Genomic DNA, 20062 nt, shown 5'->3' with positions numbered 1-20062 from the left:
GTTGCTTTCCTTGCTTCGTGCAGCTTTTAGAGCGCTTCGGCGCCCGAAATGATTTCCACCAGTTCGGTCGTGATCGCGGCCTGGCGGGAACGGTTATACTGGATCGTCAGCCGGTTGATCAGATCGCCGGCATTGCGCGTCGCGTTGTCCATCGCGGTCATCGACGCACCTTGCTCGCTGGCCTGGTTCTCGAGCAGCGCCTTGAACAGCTGCACCGTCAGGTTGCGCGGCAGCAGATCGGCGAGGATCGCCTCTTCGTCCGGCTCATATTCCACCGCGGCGCTCGAGCTGGCCTCGGTGGTCGCGGGGACCGAAACCGGGATCAGCTGCTGCTCGGTCGGCACCTGGGCCAGCGCCGAGCGGAAGTGCGAGTAGAACAGGGTCGCCACGTCGAACTCGCCCGCGAAGAAGCGGTCGGTCACGTCCTTGGCGATGGCGCGGGCCTCGTCGAAGCCCGGGGTGCGCACCGCGGTCGTGTCGAACTGGGCGACGATCGCGCCGGGAAAGGTGCGGGCGATCACCGCGCGGCCCTTGCGGCCGACGAGGTAGAACTTCACCGTCTTGCCCTCGGCGATCAGCGTGCGTGCCTTGAGGATCGCCGCCTTGACGATGTTGGCGTTGAACGCACCCGACAGGCCCTTGTCGCCATTGGCGACGAGCAGCAGGTGCGTATCCGCCTTGCCGGTGCCGGCGAGCAGACGGGGCGCGCTGTCGCTCGCCCCCACCTTGCTCGCCAGGCTGGCGACCACGCCCTCGAGGCGCTGGGCATAGGGACGCGCGGCTTCTGCGGCGGCTTGCGCCTTCCGCAGCTTCGCCGCCGCGACCATCTGCTTGGCCTTGGTGATCTTCTGGGTCGACTTGACCGAGGCGATCCGGCCCTTGAGTTCCTTGAGGTTGGCCATCCGGCTAACGTTCCTTAGGCGAAGGTCTTGGCGAAGGCGTCGAGGACGGCCTTCACCTTGTCTCGCGTGCCGTTCTCGAACGCCTTGGTGGTGCGGATCTCGTCCAGCACCGCGGCATGCTGCGAACGGAAGTGCGCGAGCATCGCGGCTTCGAAGCGGACCACGTCCTTCACCGCGACATTGTCGAGGTAGCCGTTGGTGCCGGCGAAGATCGAGATGGTCTGCTCTTCGAACGGCAGCGGGCTGAACTGCGGCTGCTTGAGCAGCTCGGTCAGGCGCGCACCACGATTCAGCAGCTTCTGGGTCGAGGCATCGAGGTCCGAACCGAACTGCGCGAACGCGGCCATTTCGCGATACTGGGCGAGCTCGAGCTTGATCGAGCCCGACACCTTCTTCATCGCCTTGGTCTGCGCCGACGAACCGACGCGCGACACCGACAGACCCACGTTGATCGCGGGACGGATGCCCTGGTAGAACAGGTTGGTCTCGAGGAAGATCTGGCCGTCGGTGATCGAGATCACGTTGGTCGGGATATAGGCCGACACGTCGCCCGCCTGGGTCTCGATGATCGGCAGCGCGGTCAGCGAGCCCGAGCCATTGGCGTCGTTCATCTTCGCGGCGCGCTCGAGCAGGCGGCTGTGGAGATAGAACACGTCGCCCGGATAGGCTTCGCGGCCCGGCGGGCGGCGGAGCAGCAGCGACATCTGACGATAGGCGACGGCCTGCTTCGAAAGATCGTCATACACGATCACGGCGTGCATGCCGTTGTCGCGGAAATACTCGCCCATCGCGCAGCCGGTATAGGGCGCGAGGAACTGCAGCGGGGCCGGCTCCGACGCGGTGGCGGCGACGACGATCGAATATTCCATCGCGCCATTCTCTTCGAGCTGGCGGACGATCTGCGCGACGGTCGAGCGCTTCTGGCCGACGGCGACGTAGATGCAGAACAGCTTCTTCTTGTCGTCGTCCGACGCGTTCGGGCCCTTCTGGTTGATGAAGGTGTCGATCGCGACGGCGGTCTTGCCGGTCTGGCGGTCGCCGATGATCAGCTCGCGCTGGCCACGGCCGATCGGCACCAGCGCGTCGATCGCCTTGAGGCCGGTCTGCACCGGCTCGTGCACCGACTTGCGCGGGATGATGCCCGGCGCCTTCACTTCGACGCGGCGACGCTCGGTATATTCGATCGGGCCCTTGCCATCGATCGGGTTGCCGAGACCGTCGACGACGCGGCCGAGCAGGCCCTTGCCGACGGGGACGTCCACGATCGTGCCGGTGCGCTTGACGGTGTCGCCTTCCTTGATCTGGGCGTCCGAGCCGAAGATCACGACGCCGACATTGTCGGCCTCGAGGTTGAGCGCCATGCCCTGCACGCCGTTGGCGAATTCGACCATCTCACCCGCCTGGACATTGTCCAGACCGTGGATGCGCGCGATGCCGTCGCCGACGGACAGCACCTGGCCGATTTCCGAAACCTGTGCTTCGGTGCCGAAATTGGCGATCTGGTCCTTGATGACCTTCGAGATTTCTGCGGCGCGGATATCCATCTTCTTGAGCCTTCAGCCTTTCATCGCGTGCGCGAGGGAGTTCAGTCGGGTCTTGATCGACGAATCGATCATCTGGCTGCCGATCTTCACGACCAGGCCGCCGAGCAGCGAGGGATCGACCGACAGGTCGACCGAGACCTCGCGGCCGATACGGGTGCGCAGCTGTGCCTTCAGCGCGTCCACCTGCTCGGCATCGAGCGGGTGTGCCGAGGCCACTTCCGCCGTGGTTTCACCGCGATAGCTGGTGGCCAGCATGCGGAAGGTGCGGATGATCGCCGGCAGCTGCGCCAGACGGCGGTTCTCGGCGAGCACGCCGAGGAACTTGGTCGTCGTCGCATCCAGCGCCATCGCACCCGCCGCGGCGGCCACGCCCTTGCCGGCGTCCTTGCGGCCGATCAGCGGGCTGGTGGTCAGCGCCTTGAACTCGGGCGATTCGTCGAGTGCCGCACGCACCGTGGCCAGGCTCGCCTCAACGGCCTCGATGGCCTTGGCGTCCCGTGCCAGCTCGAACAGCGCGGTTGCGTAGCGTCCGCTTAGGCTTGCCTGAATACCGCCGGAATTCTCCACGCGATTCGTTTCCTCTCGGAGGGTCGGAAGTGACCCCATGCACAAAAGGGGGGCGACGCATACTGCGCCCCCGATGGGTTGCGGGGCTGCTAGCATCGCGATTGCAGCGATGCAACCCGAGTCCCTGAAACGTCACAAGCCATTTTCGGACGGGTCCGGGCATGGCCAGGAAACGCGCAAGAAAAAGGCGGGCGGTGAACCCGCCCGCCTCTGAAATAATCCGATCGGATCGGGCTGCGATCCGATCAGGCCCGGCCGGAACGTGCCGTCCTTAGACGGCGCGCACCCGATTCAAGCCCGATTCCGGTGCGCGATCGATCAGCGGGCGCGGCCGCCCTGGCCGCCGCCTTGGCTACGATTGCCGCCGCCGGCGGGACGTGCCTGGAACTTGCGCTTGGGGGCGCCCGGACCGCGGCCGGCACCGGCAGGGCCGGCCCCCTCCTGGCGACGCGGCTGCTCGCCGCGCGGACCCTCGGCCCGGCGCTGCTCGCCGCCACGCGGCGCATCGCCACGCGGACCGCCACGCCCGCCGCGCGCCGGCTGGCCGTCGCCACGACGCCCCTGGGCATGCTGCATCGCGCGGCCGTTGCGGCCGTTCTGCTCGTCGCGGCTGGCCGGCATCGGCGAGCGGGTTGCCTTGATCTTGTCCGCCTCGGCCTTGAAATTCTCCGGCAGCGGCTGCACGGTGAGCTTCTGGCGGGTCAGCCGCTCGATGTCCTTCAGATATGGACGCTCGTCATCGGCGCAGTAGCTGATCGCGATGCCGTCGGCGCCGGCGCGCGCGGTGCGGCCGATGCGGTGGACATATTGCTCCGGCACGTTGGGCAGCTCGAAGTTGAACACATGGCTCACCCCCGACACGTCGATGCCGCGCGCGGCGATGTCGGTCGCCACCATCAGCTTGACCTTGCCCGAGCGGAACTCGCCCAGCGCCCGCTCGCGCTGCGGCTGGCTCTTGTTGCCGTGGATCGCGTTGGCGGCGATGCCGTTGCCGGCGAGCAGGCGGACGACGCGGTCGGCGCCATGCTTGGTGCGGGTGAAGATCAGCGCGCGATCGATCTCGAGATTGCGCAGCTGCATCGTCAGCAGCGCCTGCTTCTCGGTCTGGTTCACATAGGTGACGAACTGCTCGACGCGCTCCGCCGTGGTGGCGACCGGGGTCACCTTCACTTCCACCGGATTGTGGATGAACTGGCTGGCCAGCTCGCGGATCGACTTGGGCATGGTCGCCGAAAAGAACAGCGACTGGCGCTTGGCCGGCAGTTCCTTCACGATGCGGCGCAGCGCATGGATGAAGCCGAGGTCGAGCATCTGGTCGGCTTCGTCGAGCACCAGGATCTCGATGCCGAGCAGGATCATGTAGCACTGGTCGAGCAGGTCGACGAGGCGGCCCGGCGTGGCGACGAGGATGTCGACGCCGCGCGCCAGATCGGTCTTGTTCTTGTGGACCGAGGTGCCGCCGAACACGGTGGCGATGCGCAGGCCGGTGCCGCTGGCATAATGCTTGGCATTGTCGGCGATCTGCGCGGCGAGCTCGCGGGTCGGCGCGAGGACGAGCATGCGGCAGCCGCGCGGCTGGGCGCGGCGGCCAGAGGCGATCAGCCGGTCGATCGACGGCAGCATGAACGCCGCGGTCTTGCCGGTGCCGGTCTGGGCGATGCCGAGCAGGTCGCGGCCTTCGAGCAGCGCGGGGATCGACTGGGCCTGGATGGGGGTCGCGTCGGTATAGCCCTTGGCGGCAAGCGCAGCCAGGACGGTCTCGGAAAGGCCGAGTTCTTTGAATTGCATTGGAAAACCTTATAGATGCGGCCGGCGCGCACGTCTGCAAGGCGCGCGAAGGCGGGGTCAACGAAGTGACGCCCCGCGTGATTTGGGAAGCCGTGAAATCAACGAGGCAGAGCCGTGCGGAGCCTTCCCCCTTGGGGGCGCGCCGCCGATCACGCTGCTTTGAAGCCTCGATGCGCGGCGGCATATGGCAGTAATGCTGCCCTGCGTCAAGAAGGCCTGCGGCATAGAGGAGGTGTTAACTCCGATTTGCGAAGCTGGAGGCTCCACAGGGGAACCGACGCAGGTGCTGGTCGCAAGACTCGAGGTTTGGGGAAGCATGGATGCGCGCGGCGCGGTGCGGTTTCTTGTGCATCGGGAAACCACCGTACGCGGGATGGACGGGCGCCCCTTCGATGCGATGGTGGAGAATTTCTCGCGTACCGGCTTCCTGTTCGTCGCCGATGTCGCGTTGCCGGTGGGCACACTCATCTGGATCGGCCTGTCCGGTGCAGGCGCGCGGGAGGCGCGGGTGGTGTGGCGGGAGCAGGACCGGCATGGCTGCGAGTTCCTGATGCCGCTCGGCCGGCGCGATCTGCAGCGTGCCTTTCGTGGGCAGGATGCGGTGCTGGCGGAGCTGGAGGCGCGGCTGCGCGGCGAATCGATCCCGGACGAATCGTCGCTTTGAACGCAAGCCGCGGGGTGCGGTGGCGGCGTCTCGTCGATAGGATCGCGGCATGACCGATCGCATCCTGTCCGAAGACGCCTGCTGGGCCGCGTTCGCCGCACGCGATCGCGCGCAGGACGGCCGTTTCCTGGTCGCCGTCACCACCACGCGAATCTATTGCAAGCCGAGCTGTCCCGCCCGGCGCCCGCGGCGCGAGCATGTTCGTTTCTATGCCGATGGCGCGGATGCGCGGGCGGCGGGATTCCGCCCCTGCCTGCGCTGTCGGCCGGACGAGGTGGCGCGCGATGCCGAAGCCGTGGCGCGCGCCGCTCAGCTCATCGAAGCGGCGCAGGAGGGGATCGGGCTGGAGGCGCTGGCGGCGGCGGTCGGCTATGCGCCCCATCATTTCAACCGGCTGTTCAAGCGCGCCACCGGCGTGACGCCCGCCGCCTATGCGCGCGGCCTGCGCGCGCGGCGGATGGCGGCGGCGCTCGCTGCGGAGGAAAGCGTGACCCAGGCGATCTATGCGGCCGGCTATGCCGCACCCAGCCGATTCTACGAGCAGGCCGATGCCCGGCTGGGGATGACGCCCGGCGCCTGGCGGGCCGGCGGCGCGGGGGTGACGATCCGCTGGACGGTCGCGGCGACCAGCCTGGGCCCGTTGCTGATCGCGGCCACCGACAAGGGGCTCTGCCGCGTCGCCTTCGACGAAGACGCCGCGGCGCTCGCCCGGCGCTTCCCTGCGGCGCAGATCGTGGAAGGGGGCGCGCCGCTGGCCGCCCTCGCCGCGCAGGTGGTCGCCGAAGTCGAACAGCCGGGCCGCCATGCCGAACTGCCGCTCGACGTGCGGGGCACCGCCTTTCAGGAAGCGGTGTGGCAGGCGCTGCGGGCGATCCCGCCGGGTGAGACGCGCAGCTATGCCCAGCTGGCGGCGATGGCGGGCGCGCCTGCCGCGGTGCGCGCGGCGGGAACGGCCTGCGGTGCCAATCCGGTGGCGATCCTGGTGCCCTGCCACCGCGCCCAGCGCGGCGACGGCAGCATGGGCGGCTATGCCTATGGCCTCGCGCGCAAGCGCGAGCTGCGCGCCCGCGAAGGGGTGCGCGAGCGGAAGTGAATGCTATTGCCCCGCCGCGGGCGCGCAGTGATAGACCAGCTTCTCGTTATAGGTCGGCGGCAGCGCGGCGCGGATCGACTGCTGCAGGCTGGCCAGGCTTGCCCGCGCCGCCTGGTCGGCGGTGCATTGCTTGATCGGCACGGTGGGCCGCACTTCCCGCACCCGCTGCATGTCGGCGGCAGAGAGCAGGTAGCGGGTCTCGCTATAGGTTTCGCTGTCCGGATCGAATTCGCGGATCGACACCGTCTGCTCGTCCTCCGGCACCACCACCCGCTGCCAGCGCCGCCCCGATTCGGCATATTGGGTGCCGCCGTCGAAGCAGCCGTCCGGCCCGGCATTGAGCGTCACCGGCGGCGTCGCGGACACGGTGATGCGGCTGCGGTCGGGCACGATCGTGCAGAGCAGCGGCCCCTGCGCCGTCCCGGCGGGCAGTTTCGCCTCGGCGCTGCTGTTGCCGTCGCCGGGTGTGGCGATGTCGGCCTCGTCGAAGCTCGGTCGCAGCACGAACAGCGCCACTGCGCCGAGCAGCAGCGCGCCCCCGCCCACCGCGGACCAGATGCCCGGGCGCTGCTGGTCGCGCGAGAGCAGCAGCCCCGCCGCGCCCAGCGCCAGTGCCCCGAACACCAGCAGCACCGCCGCGCCGGCCATATAGGTTTCGCGCGCCGACTCGTTGGCGGCGCGGGCCTTTTCAATGGCGGCTTCGCGGGTGCGTGCGGCGGCAGATTCGGCCATCGCCACGCGGGCGGCGGCATCGGCCCGGTCCTTTTCCTCGGCACTCTTGTCGAGCGCCATGCGCTGTTCGACGCTGATGCACGGTGCGTCCACCGTCACCACCGGCTGCTTGGCATCGCGCAGGAACGCGGTCAGCTCCGCATCGGAAATGGCGAAGGCGAAGGTGGCATCGCCTTCCTCCGCATTGGTGATCGCCGAATTGACGCCGAGCACCCTGCCGCAGGTGTCGAGCAGCGGCCCGCCCGAATTGCCGCGCGCGATGTTCGCGGTGTGGAGCAACACCGAAATGCCCTCCAGCGTGCGCGTCCCGGCAAAGCCGCCCTGCGAGCGCACCGGCGACTGCGGGGTGATGAAATCCGCCGCCGATCGCGCGGTGGCGATATCGACATTGCCGGGATAGCCGAGCGCGATCAGCGCCTCGCCATCGGTGACCGCGCCATTGAAGAGCGCCAGCGGCGGCAGCTTCGTGCCGGTGAATTCGATCAGCGCGAGATCGCGCTTGGTATCGATGGCGATCAGCTTGCCCTGGAACGACTTGCTGCCTTCGGACGGCACCACGCCGATCACCACATTGCCGGGGTAGCGCGAGGCGAGTTCGACGACATGGGCGTTGGTGACGATGCGGTTCGGTGCCACCGCGAAGCCGCTGCCATGGCCGAAGCCGACCACTTCGTCATCGGCGACCGCGATGGTGACGATCCGCACCACGCCGCGCCCCGCCGCCGAAATATCGTCGGCGCGCGCCGGCGCGATCCAGGCGACCAGCATCGCCACCAGCACCATCATCTGCCGCATCTGCGGAAACACCCCGGTTGAACCCATGGCCTGCGCTTTCGGCGAAAAGGCGCGGCGGTTCAAGCCGGTGCAAGCCCGCTTGACACGGCTATTGTCCGGGTCGGGGCGTTGCATCCGGCGCGGGGACGACAGGCTTGCCGCTCTTCAGGGTCGCATCGATCGTATCGATCATCTTCGATGCCGCGTCGCCCATCCCCGATGCGTGGGGATCATAGGTGAGCACGAGCAGCATCGCCCGCGCTTCCTCCAGCTTGCCGTCCCCGATCAGCATCGCTGCCGTCTGCATCCGCAACCCGCGATCCTGCGGCGCCAGTTCATAGGCGTGGAGCAGCCCGTCGCGGGCCACCTTGGGCGGCATCATGCCATGTTCCGCATAGCTGCGGAAATAGAGGATCAGTGGCCGGGGATCTTCGGTATCGAGCCGGTTGGCGCGGGCGATGCTGCGGCGGATCTCCAGCCAGGTCTCGGGCCGGTCGTCCTTGGCGGCCAGGGCGATCGCCATCTGCGCCATCGCGCGATAGCAATGCGCCTCGATCAGCTTGGGATCGGCCGCGATGGCCTTGTTGGCCGCGGTCAGGGCGGCGGCATAGTCCTTCGCATCATATGCCGCTTCGGCCAGCCCCCGCTGCACGGCAGGGTCGTCGGGAAAATGCGCCGCAATCTTCCGGGCATCGGCATAGACCGGTGGTGCGGTCTCGTCGTTCACCCCCGCTTCGGAGCGGAAGCGCACCGGCAAGATCGCCGCTTCGCCGGGCCGCAGCACGCGCACCGCCACCGGCGGAATCGTCAGACTTTCGGGTTTGACGCGAAAGCCGCTGATTCGCGGTTTGCTGAGAAACTTCTCCAGTTCGCGATGCAGCGCGCGAAGATCGCCGAAAGCCAGGGCGGCAGCGGCTTCGGGCGATTTCCGATCGCGGCTGATCGCGTCGAGATAGGTAGCAAGCTGGCCTTTGCGGCTCGGTTCGAAGGTAAGATAATGCATCAGCGCCCAGCCGCGGCCATAGAGCGCGTCGCGCTGGTCCGATCGCAGCTTGCCGGCGGCACCCGCGAGGATCTTCTCGATCGGCAGCGGGTTGCCGGTCAACAGCCCATAAGCGCGGTATTGCGGCGCCGAACCGAACTGGAAGGCGCCATCACGATCGAACTTCGCCGTCGCGTTGAATTCCGCCCAGCCTTCGGAAACCCAGGAGGGAAAGGCCGCATCGGGCCAGTTGGTGAACATGAAGTGATGGGCATATTCGTGCTGCAACACCTGTTGCGAATTGAACGCCATCGGGCTGTCGCCGCCCATGTTGCCCGGCACGAACGCTACCGAGGCGCCCGCGCGTGGAATGTAGAATCCGGCGATCTCCGAATCCCCGGCAAGCGACGCCACCCGGTCCTGGTTGCCGACAAAATAGACGGTGACGCGTCCCGCCTTGCCGAGCGGCGATTCCTTCAGTCCGCGGGTGAGGCGCAAGGCCTTGTCGAACTTCTCCAGCTGCTCGGCATAGCGGCGCAACGACGCCTCCGAGGTGTTGGCATAGACGACGAAATGATCGGTTTCCGCCACCCGCCAGTCGGCCATCGCCGGCGTCGACACCAAGCTCGCCAGCACAAGCGCCAGCGATGCAAACCCTTTCATGTTCCATTCCCCCCGGAGCGCGGATTGCCCCGTCGCGGGAATATCGCGTCGATACTTATACGGAAATGCAAAAATGCGCGTTGCCTAGACGAAGCTATACGGGTCCACGTCCACCGCCACGCGCACCCGCGCGGTCCAGCTGAGCGCGCCCAACCAGTCGCGGATCGCATCCTGCACCGCAAAGCCGCGCTTGGCGTGGACCAGCAGGCGGAAGCGATGTCGCCCGCGCAGCATCGCGAGCGGTGCAGGCGCGGGGCCATAAACGTGCATCGCTGCGCTTTCCGGCGCCGAGCGGCCGATCATCCGTGCGGTTTCCTCCGCCGCCGCCTTGTCCTCGGAGGAGACGATGATCGCGGCATAGCGGCCGAAAGGCGGCGCGTCGGCGTGACGGCGCGCCTCGGTTTCCGCCGCATAGAAGGCCTCGGCATCGCCGGAGACGAGCGCCTGCATCACCCGTGCCTCGGGGGCGTGCGTCTGGATGAACACGGTGCCCGGCTTCTCGCCGCGCCCGGCGCGCCCGGCGACCTGCATGATCTGCTGAAAGGTGCGTTCGGACGCGCGCAGATCGCCGCCGTCGAGCCCGAGATCGGCATCGACCACGCCGACCAAGGTCAGGTTGGGGAAGTGATAGCCCTTGGTGACCAGCTGGGTGCCGACGACGATGTCGATCGCGCCATGCTCCATCCGCGACACGAACTCGGCCGCCTTGGCGGGCGACCAGAGCGTGTCCGACGTGACGATCGCGGTACGCGCCTCGGGCCACAATGCCGCGACTTCGTCGGCGATCCGCTCGACGCCGGGGCCGCAGGCGACCAAAGTGTCGTCGGACTTGCACTCGGGGCACATGCTCGGCGTCGGCATGGTATGGCCGCAGTGATGGCAGGAGAGGCGGTGGAGCAGCCGGTGCTCGACCATCCATGCCGTGCAGTTCGGGCACTGGAAGCGGTGGCCGCAGTGGCGGCACAGCGTCAGCGGCGCATAGCCGCGCCGGTTGAGGAACAAGAGCGACTGTTCGCCGCGCTTCAGCGTCTCCTCGATCGCCGCGACCAGCCGGGGCGCCAGCCAGCGGCCGCGCTCCGGCGGCTCGCGGATCAGATCGATCGCCTCGATCTTCGGCAGTTCGGCGGCGCCGTAGCGGCCTGGCAGCTTGAGTTCGGCATAGCGGCCGACCTCGACCTGGTGCCGCGTCTCGATCGCCGGGGTGGCGGAGGCGAGGACGACCGGGCAGCGCTCGAACATGCCGCGCATCACCGCCACGTCGCGGGCGTGATAGTGCACGCCTTCTTCCTGCTTGAAGCTGGTCTCGTGCGCCTCGTCGACCACGATCAGGCCGAGCTTGGGATAGGGCAGGAACAGGGCCGAGCGCGCGCCCACCGTCACCAGCGCCTCGCCGCTGGCGATCGCGCGCCATGCCCGGCGCCGCTCGGAACTGCGCAGGCCCGAATGCCAGGCCACCGGCTCACAGCCGAAGCGCCTGGCAAAGCGCGTGAGAAAGGGCTCGGTCAGCGCGATTTCGGGGAGCAGCACCAATGTCTGCCTGCCGGCTTCGATCGCGGCGGCGACCGCCTCGAAATAGACCTCGGTCTTGCCCGATCCGGTGACGCCGTCGAGCAGGAAGGGCTGGAAGGCGGCGGCTTCCACCGCCGCGCGCAGTCCGCCCGCCACCGCCGCCTGGGCGGGATTGAGCTGCGGCGGACCAAAGCCAGGATCGGGCAGCGGATAGGGCGCCTGGGTGTCGACGGTGATGGCTTCGATCGCGCCGGTCTTCACCAATCCGCGAATCACCGCGTCGGAGACCTCGGCGATGGCGGCGAGTTCGCGCACCAGCCCCTGCCGCGCGCCGATCCGCTCCAGCGCCTGGGCGCGCTGGGGGGTGAGCCGGTCCGGCACCTGCCCGGTCGCGCGATATTCGGTGATCGTCGGCGCGGCCTCGAAGGCAGCGGAGGTGCGCAGGGACATGGCCAGCACCGCCGAAGGGGGCGCCAGGTAATAGTCCGCGGTCCATTCGATCAGCCGCCGCACCGGCGCGGGGATCGGCGGCGCGTCTGCCACGGCGAGAATCGCGCGCAACCGATTGTCGCCGATCTCCTCGGTCGGCAGCCGCTCGGCTTCCCACACCACGCCGGCGAACTGGCGCGGGCCGATCGGCACGATCACGATGCTGCCGGGCGCGACCTCCATGCCCGGCGGCACGCGATAGTCGAGCGGCCCCAGAGCCGGATGGAGGACGAGAATGCGCGCGCGGGCCATGATCGGCCCGTCATATGGGCATTTTCCGCGGAACGGGAATCCCGTATCGCCGGTTCGTCGCTCTGAGGAGATCCGCCGATGCTCGTTTTCGCCCTGCTGCTTGCCCAGGCGGTGCCTGCCCCGCCGGTTCCCGCCCAGGCGACCACCGCCTGCAAGGCAACCGATGCCAGCCTGCCCGCCGCACTGGCCGGCTGGAACATGCCGGGCGATGCACTGGTGCGCGACAAGGCGGTATCGCTCGATACCGTGGATGGCGCGACGCTGAAGGGGCTGCCGGCGCAGGCCAAGCCCGGCCGGGCGGCGATGATCGAATTCCGCATCGCCAAGGCCGGGCGGTACGGCATCGCGCTCGATCAGCCGGGGTGGATCGATGTGCTGCCGGGTGCCGCGGGCGGCGCGGCGCTCGCGTCGGTCGCGCATGGCCATGGGCCCGACTGCTCGACGATCCGCAAGATCGTTCGTTTCCAGTTGGCGCCGGGCACCTACCGCGTCTTTGTGAGCGGTCTGCGCCAGGCCAAGGCGAAGCTGATGCTGGTGGCCGATTGAATCCATCTTGCCGGGCCTGTGGAACGAAGATAGAACACCGGATCGCTGAACCAGGGAGTCGGCGATGCTCACAATCATAGCTGCACTGGCGTTGATGGCGCCGGAATGCGCGGCGCTTCCGCGAACCCTTGGCGGGTGGGAGCGCAGCGGCACCGGGCTCGATACCCGTCACGCGACGACGATACCCGCGAAGAACGGCGCGGCGGAAACGCAGGTCACGATCCGCAAGGCGGGCGCCTTCGGCATCGTCGCCGATCAGCCCGGCTGGATCGATGTGGCGCGGGAAAAGGGCCGTCCGCTGCGCATGGAGGCGCGCCGGAACGGGATCGCCTGTGCCGGGATCGCGAAGATCGTCTATTACCGGCTCCAGCCCGGCACCTATCGGGTGACGATCGCCAAGCTGCAAACGCCGCAGGTGAAGCTGATGCTGGTGCACGGCGATCGCGCGAGAGGGTTTGCCCGCGGCGGCCGGGTCGGCTAGGCGGGCGCCGACATTCCACCGGAAGGTTTGCTGCCATGAAGTTCTTCGCCGACACCGCCATCATCGACGACATTCGCGACCTGGCTGATGCCGGGCTGCTCGATGGCGTCACCACCAATCCGTCGCTGATCGCCAAGTCGGGCCGCAACTTCCTGGAAGTGGTGGCGGAGATCTGCGCGATCGTCGAAGGCCCGGTCTCGGCCGAAGTGGTCGCGCTCGACTATGCAGGCATGATGCGCGAGGCGGAAATCGTCCGCAAGATTGCCGACAATGTGGCGGTGAAGCTGCCGCTGACGATCGATGGCCTCAAGGCGTGCAAGGCGCTGACCGATGACGGCACGATGACCAACGTCACGCTCTGCTTCTCGGCCAACCAGGCGCTGCTGGCCGCCAAGGCAGGCGCGACCTTCATCTCGCCCTTCGTCGGCCGGCACGACGATATCGGCTTCGACGGCATGGACCTGATCGAAGACATCCGCCTGATCTACGACAATTACGATTTCGCCACCGAGATCCTGGTCGCCAGCGTCCGCCATCCGGTGCACGTGCTCCAGGCCGCCAAGATCGGCGCCGACGTGATGACCGCGCCGCCGGCGGTGATCAAGCAGCTGGTCAAGCACCCGCTGACCGACAAGGGCATCGAGGCGTTCATGGCCGATTGGGCGAAGACCGGCCAGACGATCGGCTGAGTCTGGGCTGAAGTGTAAATTCCCCTCCCGCTTGCGGGAGGGGCTAGGGGAGAGACTGACGTGGAAGTTTCGGACTCCGCTGCGGCCTTCCCGCTTCCCAGCCATGCGATGCAACGGCGTCCGTTCAAGTCCGTTGTCATCCCCGCGAAGGCGGGGATCCATTGGCGCTGATGCCGCGGTTCCTTTCCCCAGCGTACAGGACAATGGATTCCCGCCTTCGCGGGAATGACGACGGTCTCTTTGGAGCGCTCCCGCCCAACGCGGGGCCGCCGCACCCATGACCGACCTCCCCCTGCCGCGCCGCTTCGCCGAGCATCTCGGCCGCGACCGGCGGCGGTCCGCGCACACGATCCGCGCCTATGAGGCGACCGCGATCCGGTTGCTTGCCTTTCTCCAGCGCCATTGGGGCGGCCCGGTTGCCCAGGACGCGCTCGCCAAGGTCAGCGCGGCAGACCTGCGTGCCTACCTCTCGGTGCGCCGCGACGAAGGCCTGTCGAACACGTCCGCCGCGCGCGAGCTTTCGGCCATTCGCGCCTTCCTGAAATTCGCCGGCGGCGACGATGCCCAACTGCCCCGGCTGCGCGGCCCCAAGGTGAAGAAGAGCCTGCCGCGCCCGATCGCGCCGCACGAGGCGGTGGCGCTGGCAGAATGGGCGTCGGACGAGGCGCGCGAACCCTGGATCGCCGCGCGCGACTGGGCGGTGCTGCTGCTGCTGTATGGCGCCGGCCTGCGCATCGGCGAGGCGGTGGCGCTAACTGGTGCGGCGTTGCCGCTCGGCGCGACGCTGCGCGTTACCGGCAAGCGCGACAAGACCCGCGACGTGCCGCTGCTGCCGGAGGTGCGCGTGGCAATCGAGGCCTATGTCGCCGCCTGCCCCTGGGGAATCGCGCGCGACCTGCCGCTGTTTCGCGGCGCCAAGGGCGGGCCGCTGCCGCCGGGCGCGATTCGCAAGGCGGTACGCTCGGCGCGGGCCAGCCTGGGCCTGTCCGATCGCACCACGCCGCACGCGCTGCGGCACAGCTTCGCGACGCACCTGCTCGGCCGCGGCGCGGACCTGCGCGCGCTGCAGGAGCTGCTGGGCCATGCCAGCCTCAGCTCGACGCAGGTCTATACCGCGGTCGATGCCGCGCATCTGCTGGACGTGTACCGCGCCGCACACCCGCGCGCGTGAGTCAGGCGCGGGCGTGAGTCAGGCCCGGCGCGGCTTCCAGGTCAGCACGCGCCACACATAGAAGATCAGCATCGCGACAACCCCGATAACGATCGCCGGCGTCACGAACCGGTCGATCTCCGCTACCGCCGCGCCCAGCCCATAGCCCACACCGACCAGTGCTGCGTTCCAGATCGCGCTCCCCGCCGCCGTATAGGCGCAGAACCGCCAGAACGGCATGTGCATCAGCCCGGCCGGCAGCGAGATGATCGTTCGGCCGAACGGCATGAAGCGAAAGACGAAGATCGTGGGCCCGCCCCAGCGATCGAAATAGCCCTTGAACCGTTCGACATCGTGCCACTCCACGGTCAGCCAGCGCCCCCAGCGCGCGACGAAGGGCCTCAGCCGCTCGTAGCCGAGCCGGCGTCCGATCTCCCACCAGAACAAATTGCCCAGCACGGTGCCGAGCGTGCCGACCAGCACCAGCAGCGCCGGATCGAAATGCCCCTTGGCCGCGCCAATCCCGGCGATTCCCATGATCGCTTCCGAAGGCACCGGGGGAATGACGTTTTCGAGCACCATCAGCAGGAAGATGCCCCAATAGCCCCAGGCGAGCATCGCTCCCATCGCTCAAACGCTGCCTAGCGGCGCGCGGCGACGCGACCTTCGATCGCATCCCAGATCATGCCCGCCGTATCGGTGCCGTTGAACCGGTCGATCGCGACGATTCCTGTCGGAGAGGTGACGTTGATTTCGGTCAGCCATTGCCCTCCGATAACGTCGATGCCGACGAAAAGGAGCCCGCGCTTCTTCAGGTCCGGCCCCAGCACGGCGCAGATTTCCTTCTCCCTGTCGGTGAGTTCGGTCTTCGCCGCCGATCCGCCGACGGCAAGATTCGATCGGATCTCGCCCTCGCCCGGCAGCCGGTTGATCGCGCCGGCGACCTCGCCATCGACCAGCACGATCCGCTTGTCGCCCTTCACGATGTCGGGAAGGAAGGCCTGCACCATGTGCGGCTCGCGATAGGCGGTGTTGAACACCTCGATCAGCGAGGAGAGGTTGGCGCCGTCGCGGCCGATCTTGAAGATCGCCTTGCCGCCATTGCCGTGGAGCGGCTTGACGACGATCTCGCCATGTTCGGCAAGGAACGCCTTCGCCTCCTCGACCGAGCGGGTGACCAACGTCGGCGGCATGAACTGCGCGAAATCGAGCACCCAGACCTTTTCGGGTGCGTTGCGGACATGGGCGGGATCGTTCACCACCAGCGTCCGGTCGGCGATGCGCTCGAGCAGGTGGGTGGCGGTGATATAGCCGAGATCGAAGGGCGGGTCCTGGCGCATCAGCACCACGTCCGCCTCGTCGCCGAGATCGAGGCTCACGGGATCGCCGAAGCTGAAGTGATTGCCTGCCACCCGCTGCACGGTCACCGGATGCGCCTTGGTCCAGACGCGGCCGGCGCTGTAGTTCAGGTCCTCGGGGGCGTAGTGGAACAGCCTATGCCCGCGCGCCTGGGCGGAGAGCATCAGCGCGAAGGTCGAATCGCCTGCGATGTTGATCGAATCGAGCGGGTCCATCTGCACGGCGACGGTGAGCGACATTGGGCCTCCTTGGGTGTCTTGCCGGGCTAGGTCACCCGATCCAGGCATTCTCGATATGGCGAGGCAGCGTGCGCGGGGCAATGAGGATCACGTCGACGCGGATATCGTCGCCGGGCCCGGCATAGCGCGGCATCAGCAGTTCGGCGGCGGCGGCGACCCGGGCCAAGCGGCGTTCGTCGATGGCGTAATCGAGTTCCGCGGCGGACTTGCGGGTCTTCACCTCGACGAACGCGACAAGGGTGCCGCGCCTTGCCACGATGTCGACTTCGCCGGCGGGGGTGCGCACCCGCTGGTCGAGGATGCGCCAGCCGCGCAGCCACAGCCACCAGGCGGCGCGACGCTCGCCGTCGCGGCCGCGCAGCTCGGCGGCGCGGCGATCCCTCACCCTTTCAGTTCCATCGCCCGGGCATAGAGCGCCTTGCGGTCCAGCCCCAGCTTCTTGGCCACCTCGCCGGCCGCCTTGGACGCGGGCAGGCGGGTAAGGGCTTCCACCAGCGCCGCCTCGCCGTCTTCCAGGGTCGCGGGCGGGGCTTCGCCGGGCGGGCCGACGACGATGACGATCTCGCCCTTGGGCGGCGCCTCGGCATAGCGGGCGGCAAGGGTGGTAAGGGTGCCGGTCACGCATTCCTCGAACTTCTTGGTGATCTCGCGCGCGACGCCCGCCTCGCGGTCGCCCAACCCCTCGGCGAGGGCGGACAGGCAGGCCGACAGGCGCGGGCCCGATTCGTAGAAGATCAGCGTCGCCCGGATGGCGGCCACCTCCGCAATCGCCTCGGCCCTTGCATGGGCCTTGCTCGGCAGGAAGCCGAGGAAGAAGAAGCGATCGGTCGGCAGCCCCGCCAGCGTCAGTGCGGCGATCGCCGCGCAGGGCCCCGGAATCGTCACCACCATGTGGCCGGCGGCGCGGGCATCGCGGACCAGCTTGTAGCCCGGATCGGAGATCAACGGCGTGCCGGCATCGGAAACCAGCGCCACCGCTTCGCTGCCCATGCGGGCGATCAGGCCGGGGCGCACGGCATCGGCATTGTGATCGTGATAGGGCAGCATCGGCCGCTTCACGCCGATGTGGCGGAGCAGCCCGGCGGTCACCCGGCTGTCTTCCACTGCAACCACATCGGCTTGAGAGAGTATCATGCTGGCGCGCGGCGACAGGTCACCGAGATTGCCGATCGGGGTGGCCACGATATAGAGGCCGGGCGCAAGCGTGTTTTCCATCGGGGAGTGTCATGGCAGAGGGTAGCGGCAGATCGCAACCGGGGCGCGTCGCGTCCCTTCGTTTGGCCGTCACCGGTCTCGCCCTGCTGGCCAGCGCGTGCGTCGGTCCCCGGGGTGGTCCGCCCCCGGCGCCCCCGGCACCGCCCGAGCGGCCGGAAGAGCGGCCGAACGCGCCGATCTCGCAGGGATTGCCGCAGGATGTCGCCCGCCATCGGGTGGCGTTGCTGGTCCCGCTCAGCGGCAACAACGCCGGACTCGGGCGGTCGCTGCAGAACGCGACGCAGCTGGCGATTCTCGATACCAACACCGATGCGATCCGCATCACCAGCTATGATACCGCCGGTCCCGGCGGGGCGCTGGCGGCGGCGGAGCGTGCGATCGCCGAGGGCAACAAGCTGATTCTCGGGCCCTTGCTTGCCGAGGATGCCCGCGCGGTGGCGCCCGTCGCGCGCAAGGCGCGGGTGCCGGTGCTCAGCTTCTCCAACGATTCGAGCGCGGCCGGCGGCGGCGTGTACCTGCTCGGCTATTCGCCTGCCCAGTCGATCGAACGGGTCGTGAACTATGCCAAGGGCACCGGGATCACCAACTTCGCCGGGCTGATCCCTTCGGGGATCTATGGGCAGCGCGCCTCGACCGCGTTCCTGCGCGCGGTGGAAAGCGCGGGCGGCAAGGTGCTGGCGATGCATAACTACGATGCGCGGCCGGGTTCGATGAACCAGGCGATCGCGAAGCTGGCGGGCGTGCCGTACCAGGCCATCCTGATCGCGGGCAGCGCCGGAACCGCAACGGTGGCGGTGCCGGTGCTGCGGCGCGCGCCCGGCGGCAAGGCTGCGCGCATCTTGGGTACCGAATTGTGGAACACCGATTCCGCGATCGCCAGCCGGCCCGTGCTCAACGGCTCCTGGTTCGCCAGCGTGCCCGACGGCGTGTACCGGCAATATGCGGTGAAGTATCGTACCCGCTTCGGCGCCGCGCCCTATCGCCTCTCGGCGCTCGGCTATGATGCGGTTCTGTTGACCGTCCGCATCGCCCGCGACTGGAAGAACAACACCGATTTCCCGGCCTCGATGCTGGTCGACCATGATTTCGGCGGGGTCGACGGCGCCTTCCGTTTCGGCCGCGACGGTGTCGCCGCCCGCGCGCTGGAGGTGCAGGAAGTGCGCGACGGATCGATCATCACGGTATCGGCTGCCCCGGCGAGCGCGAACTGACGAAGCAGGGCGGCTTCCCGCCGCCGCCCCTCCGGCTTCCGCCGGGAGCGCGGCTACAGGGTTCAGGCCACCACGTCGCGCAGGATCGCTTCGAGCACGGGCATCCCGGCGTCGGTGACCCGCAGCCGGCTGCCGCTCCGCTCGGCCAGACCCTGCCGGACGATGCGATCGAGCGCGGCCGCGTCGATCGGGGGGACGCCATCGGCCAGGGCGGCAATGCGGTCGAGGTTCACGCCCTCACCGATGCGGAGGCCCATCAGCAGCGCTTCGATGGCGCGGTCGACCGGCGCAAGCCGATCCTCGCGCTCCATGCCATGGCCGTTGCGGTCGATTGCCGTCAGCCAGTTCTCCGGCTTCTTGTGGCGCAGCGTGGCAAGCCCGCCGCGCCGCCCATGCGCGCCGGGGCCGATGCCGGCATAGTCGCGATAGCGCCAATAGGTCAGGTTATGCCGGCTTTCCGCCCCCGGCCGGGCGTGATTGGAAATTTCATAGGCCGGCAGGCCTGCGGCGGCGGTGATCGCGCGCGTCGTCTCGAACAGGTCGGCGCCGGTATCGGCGTCGGGGATCGTCAGCTGGCCCTTGGCGGCGAGGGTGGCGAAGCGCGTGCCGGGCTCGATGGTGAGCTGGTACAGCGACAGATGCTCGGTCCCGAAGCCGATCGCGCGGCGCAGCTCCGCCTCCCATGCGTCGAGGGACTGGCCAGGGCGCGCATAGATCAGGTCGAAGCTTACGCGCCGGAAGGCTGCCTGCGCCGTGGCCAGCGCGGCCAGCCCTTCTTCCACGCCGTGCGCGCGCCCAAGGAAGCGCAGCGCGTCGTCGTCGAGCGCCTGCAGGCCCAGGGAAACGCGGTTCACGCCGGCCGCGGCGATATCGGCGAATCGCGCCGCTTCCACCGACGATGGGTTGGCCTCCAGCGTGATCTCGATGCCATCGTCGAACGTCCAGGCCCTGGCTGCCGCGTCGATGATCGCCGCCACCGTCTCGGGCGGCATCAGCGAGGGGGTGCCGCCGCCGAAGAAGATCGAGCCGAGCCGCCGGCCGGGCAGCATTGCCGCCTCATGCGCCAGATCGGTCAGCAGCGCTGTCCGCCAGCGCGCCTGGTCCACCGCGTCGCGGACATGGCTGTTGAAGTCGCAATAGGGGCATTTGGACACGCAGAACGGCCAATGCACATAAAGTGCGAGCGGGGCGGGATCGGCTGTCATGCTTGGTC

Annotated in this window: 19 protein-coding genes; 7 read left to right on the top strand and 12 right to left on the bottom strand. The window is 68.4% G+C overall.

Translation table 11 applies throughout. The annotated features are described in order from the left end of the window. Positions 1-26: 26 nt before the first annotated feature. From DD559_RS01510 to DD559_RS01495, 4 genes are all read right to left on the bottom strand, one after another. A complete protein-coding gene (locus tag DD559_RS01510) occupies positions 27-902 on the bottom strand; it encodes a F0F1 ATP synthase subunit gamma (RefSeq protein ID WP_116467633.1) in 876 nt (291 codons plus the stop codon). 14 nt (positions 903-916) lie between these two features. Then, positions 917-2446 carry a F0F1 ATP synthase subunit alpha gene (gene atpA / locus DD559_RS01505; RefSeq protein ID WP_116467632.1) on the bottom strand — a complete coding sequence of 510 codons (1530 nt, stop codon included), beginning with the start codon at positions 2444-2446 and terminating at the stop codon, positions 917-919. A 12-nt stretch (positions 2447-2458) separates the two neighbouring features. Then, on the bottom strand, positions 2459-3013 hold the full coding sequence (locus DD559_RS01500) for a F0F1 ATP synthase subunit delta (RefSeq protein WP_116467631.1): 555 nt from the start codon (positions 3011-3013) through the stop codon (positions 2459-2461). A 318-nt stretch (positions 3014-3331) separates the two neighbouring features. Continuing rightward, positions 3332-4801, bottom strand: coding sequence for a DEAD/DEAH box helicase (locus DD559_RS01495; RefSeq protein WP_116467630.1), 1470 nt, complete (start codon positions 4799-4801; stop codon positions 3332-3334). 283 nt (positions 4802-5084) lie between these two features. Here DD559_RS01495 and DD559_RS01490 point away from each other — a divergent pair, with 283 nt between their 5' ends. After that, the gene (locus DD559_RS01490) at positions 5085-5465 is read left to right on the top strand and encodes a PilZ domain-containing protein (RefSeq protein ID WP_165830947.1); all 381 of its coding nucleotides are present in this window, start codon (positions 5085-5087) and stop codon (positions 5463-5465) included. Positions 5466-5514: 49 nt separating this feature from the next. Then, a complete protein-coding gene (gene ada / locus DD559_RS01485; protein WP_116467628.1) occupies positions 5515-6558 on the top strand; it encodes a bifunctional DNA-binding transcriptional regulator/O6-methylguanine-DNA methyltransferase Ada in 1044 nt (347 codons plus the stop codon). A gap of 3 nt (positions 6559-6561) precedes the next feature. Here the strand turns inward: ada and DD559_RS01480 are convergent, their stop codons facing one another. The 3 genes from DD559_RS01480 to DD559_RS01470 all read right to left on the bottom strand — a co-directional run bounded on the left by DD559_RS01480 (position 6562) and on the right by DD559_RS01470 (position 11959). Then, on the bottom strand, positions 6562-8112 hold the full coding sequence (locus tag DD559_RS01480; RefSeq protein ID WP_240610075.1) for a S1C family serine protease: 1551 nt from the start codon (positions 8110-8112) through the stop codon (positions 6562-6564). A 61-nt stretch (positions 8113-8173) separates the two neighbouring features. After that, positions 8174-9709, bottom strand: a complete 1536-nt coding sequence (locus tag DD559_RS01475) for a hypothetical protein (RefSeq protein WP_116467627.1) — start codon at positions 9707-9709, stop codon at positions 8174-8176. An 84-nt stretch (positions 9710-9793) separates the two neighbouring features. Further along, a complete protein-coding gene (locus tag DD559_RS01470) occupies positions 9794-11959 on the bottom strand; it encodes a primosomal protein N' (RefSeq protein WP_116467626.1) in 2166 nt (721 codons plus the stop codon). Between the two features lie 78 nt (positions 11960-12037). Here DD559_RS01470 and DD559_RS01465 point away from each other — a divergent pair, with 78 nt between their 5' ends. The 4 genes from DD559_RS01465 to DD559_RS01450 all read left to right on the top strand — a co-directional run bounded on the left by DD559_RS01465 (position 12038) and on the right by DD559_RS01450 (position 14846). Continuing rightward, entirely contained in the window at positions 12038-12505 is a 468-nt protein-coding gene (locus tag DD559_RS01465) for a hypothetical protein (protein ID WP_116467625.1), read from the top strand. A 64-nt stretch (positions 12506-12569) separates the two neighbouring features. Further along, a complete protein-coding gene (locus DD559_RS01460) occupies positions 12570-12986 on the top strand; it encodes a hypothetical protein (protein WP_116467624.1) in 417 nt (138 codons plus the stop codon). Between the two features lie 35 nt (positions 12987-13021). Beyond that, positions 13022-13675, top strand: a complete 654-nt coding sequence (gene fsa, locus DD559_RS01455) for a fructose-6-phosphate aldolase (RefSeq protein WP_116467623.1) — start codon at positions 13022-13024, stop codon at positions 13673-13675. Positions 13676-13952: 277 nt separating this feature from the next. Then, positions 13953-14846 (top strand): tyrosine recombinase XerC, encoded by an 894-nt coding sequence (locus DD559_RS01450; RefSeq protein WP_116467622.1) that lies wholly within the window; start codon positions 13953-13955, stop codon positions 14844-14846. Between the two features lie 18 nt (positions 14847-14864). Here DD559_RS01450 and DD559_RS01445 read toward each other — a convergent pair whose 3' ends face one another. From DD559_RS01445 to rsmI, 4 genes are read right to left on the bottom strand one after another with little or no spacing between them, the layout of a single operon-like run. Continuing rightward, positions 14865-15452, bottom strand: coding sequence for a DedA family protein (locus DD559_RS01445; protein WP_116467621.1), 588 nt, complete (start codon positions 15450-15452; stop codon positions 14865-14867). Positions 15453-15466: 14 nt separating this feature from the next. Further along, positions 15467-16423, bottom strand: a complete 957-nt coding sequence (gene gshB / locus DD559_RS01440; RefSeq protein WP_116467620.1) for a glutathione synthase — start codon at positions 16421-16423, stop codon at positions 15467-15469. Positions 16424-16454: 31 nt separating this feature from the next. Beyond that, positions 16455-16808 (bottom strand): YraN family protein, encoded by a 354-nt coding sequence (locus DD559_RS01435; RefSeq protein ID WP_116467619.1) that lies wholly within the window; start codon positions 16806-16808, stop codon positions 16455-16457. Beyond that, positions 16805-17638 carry a 16S rRNA (cytidine(1402)-2'-O)-methyltransferase gene (gene rsmI, locus DD559_RS01430; protein WP_116467618.1) on the bottom strand — a complete coding sequence of 278 codons (834 nt, stop codon included), beginning with the start codon at positions 17636-17638 and terminating at the stop codon, positions 16805-16807. Before rsmI ends, DD559_RS01435 begins: the two co-directional genes overlap by 4 nt. An 11-nt stretch (positions 17639-17649) precedes the next feature. Between rsmI and DD559_RS01425 the strand changes: the two genes are divergently transcribed. Beyond that, positions 17650-18849: a penicillin-binding protein activator gene (locus DD559_RS01425; protein WP_116467617.1), complete on the top strand. Its 1200-nt coding sequence runs from the start codon at positions 17650-17652 to the stop codon at positions 18847-18849. A gap of 62 nt (positions 18850-18911) precedes the next feature. Here DD559_RS01425 and hemW read toward each other — a convergent pair whose 3' ends face one another. Continuing rightward, on the bottom strand, positions 18912-20054 hold the full coding sequence (gene hemW, locus DD559_RS01420) for a radical SAM family heme chaperone HemW (RefSeq protein WP_116467616.1): 1143 nt from the start codon (positions 20052-20054) through the stop codon (positions 18912-18914). Positions 20055-20062: the final 8 nt, after the last annotated feature.

Origin of the sequence: Sphingomonas pokkalii (assembly GCF_003096275.1) — a bacterium.
In the GTDB taxonomy this organism is placed as follows: domain Bacteria; phylum Pseudomonadota; class Alphaproteobacteria; order Sphingomonadales; family Sphingomonadaceae; genus Sphingomonas; species Sphingomonas pokkalii.
Note: the sequence above shows the minus strand (reverse complement) of the source record. Positions and strands in the feature narration are given on the sequence as shown.

Bases quoted from the DNA above. Each gene is read 5' to 3' on its own strand.
- DD559_RS01510 (WP_116467633.1), bottom strand. From the start codon at position 902: ATGGCCAACCTCAAGGAACTCAAGGGCCGGATCGCCTCGGTCAAGTCG.
- atpA (WP_116467632.1), bottom strand. From the start codon at position 2,446: ATGGATATCCGCGCCGCAGAAATCTCGAAGGTCATCAAGGACCAGATC.
- DD559_RS01495 (WP_116467630.1), bottom strand. From the start codon at position 4,801: ATGCAATTCAAAGAACTCGGCCTTTCCGAGACCGTCCTGGCTGCGCTT.
- ada (WP_116467628.1), top strand. From the start codon at position 5,515: ATGACCGATCGCATCCTGTCCGAAGACGCCTGCTGGGCCGCGTTCGCC.
- DD559_RS01480 (WP_240610075.1), bottom strand. From the start codon at position 8,112: ATGGGTTCAACCGGGGTGTTTCCGCAGATGCGGCAGATGATGGTGCTG.
- DD559_RS01475 (WP_116467627.1), bottom strand. From the start codon at position 9,709: ATGAAAGGGTTTGCATCGCTGGCGCTTGTGCTGGCGAGCTTGGTGTCG.
- DD559_RS01470 (WP_116467626.1), bottom strand. From the start codon at position 11,959: ATGGCCCGCGCGCGCATTCTCGTCCTCCATCCGGCTCTGGGGCCGCTC.
- DD559_RS01465 (WP_116467625.1), top strand. From the start codon at position 12,038: ATGCTCGTTTTCGCCCTGCTGCTTGCCCAGGCGGTGCCTGCCCCGCCG.
- DD559_RS01460 (WP_116467624.1), top strand. From the start codon at position 12,570: ATGCTCACAATCATAGCTGCACTGGCGTTGATGGCGCCGGAATGCGCG.
- fsa (WP_116467623.1), top strand. From the start codon at position 13,022: ATGAAGTTCTTCGCCGACACCGCCATCATCGACGACATTCGCGACCTG.
- DD559_RS01450 (WP_116467622.1), top strand. From the start codon at position 13,953: ATGACCGACCTCCCCCTGCCGCGCCGCTTCGCCGAGCATCTCGGCCGC.
- DD559_RS01445 (WP_116467621.1), bottom strand. From the start codon at position 15,452: ATGGGAGCGATGCTCGCCTGGGGCTATTGGGGCATCTTCCTGCTGATG.
- gshB (WP_116467620.1), bottom strand. From the start codon at position 16,423: ATGTCGCTCACCGTCGCCGTGCAGATGGACCCGCTCGATTCGATCAAC.
- rsmI (WP_116467618.1), bottom strand. From the start codon at position 17,638: ATGGAAAACACGCTTGCGCCCGGCCTCTATATCGTGGCCACCCCGATC.
- DD559_RS01425 (WP_116467617.1), top strand. From the start codon at position 17,650: ATGGCAGAGGGTAGCGGCAGATCGCAACCGGGGCGCGTCGCGTCCCTT.
- hemW (WP_116467616.1), bottom strand. From the start codon at position 20,054: ATGACAGCCGATCCCGCCCCGCTCGCACTTTATGTGCATTGGCCGTTC.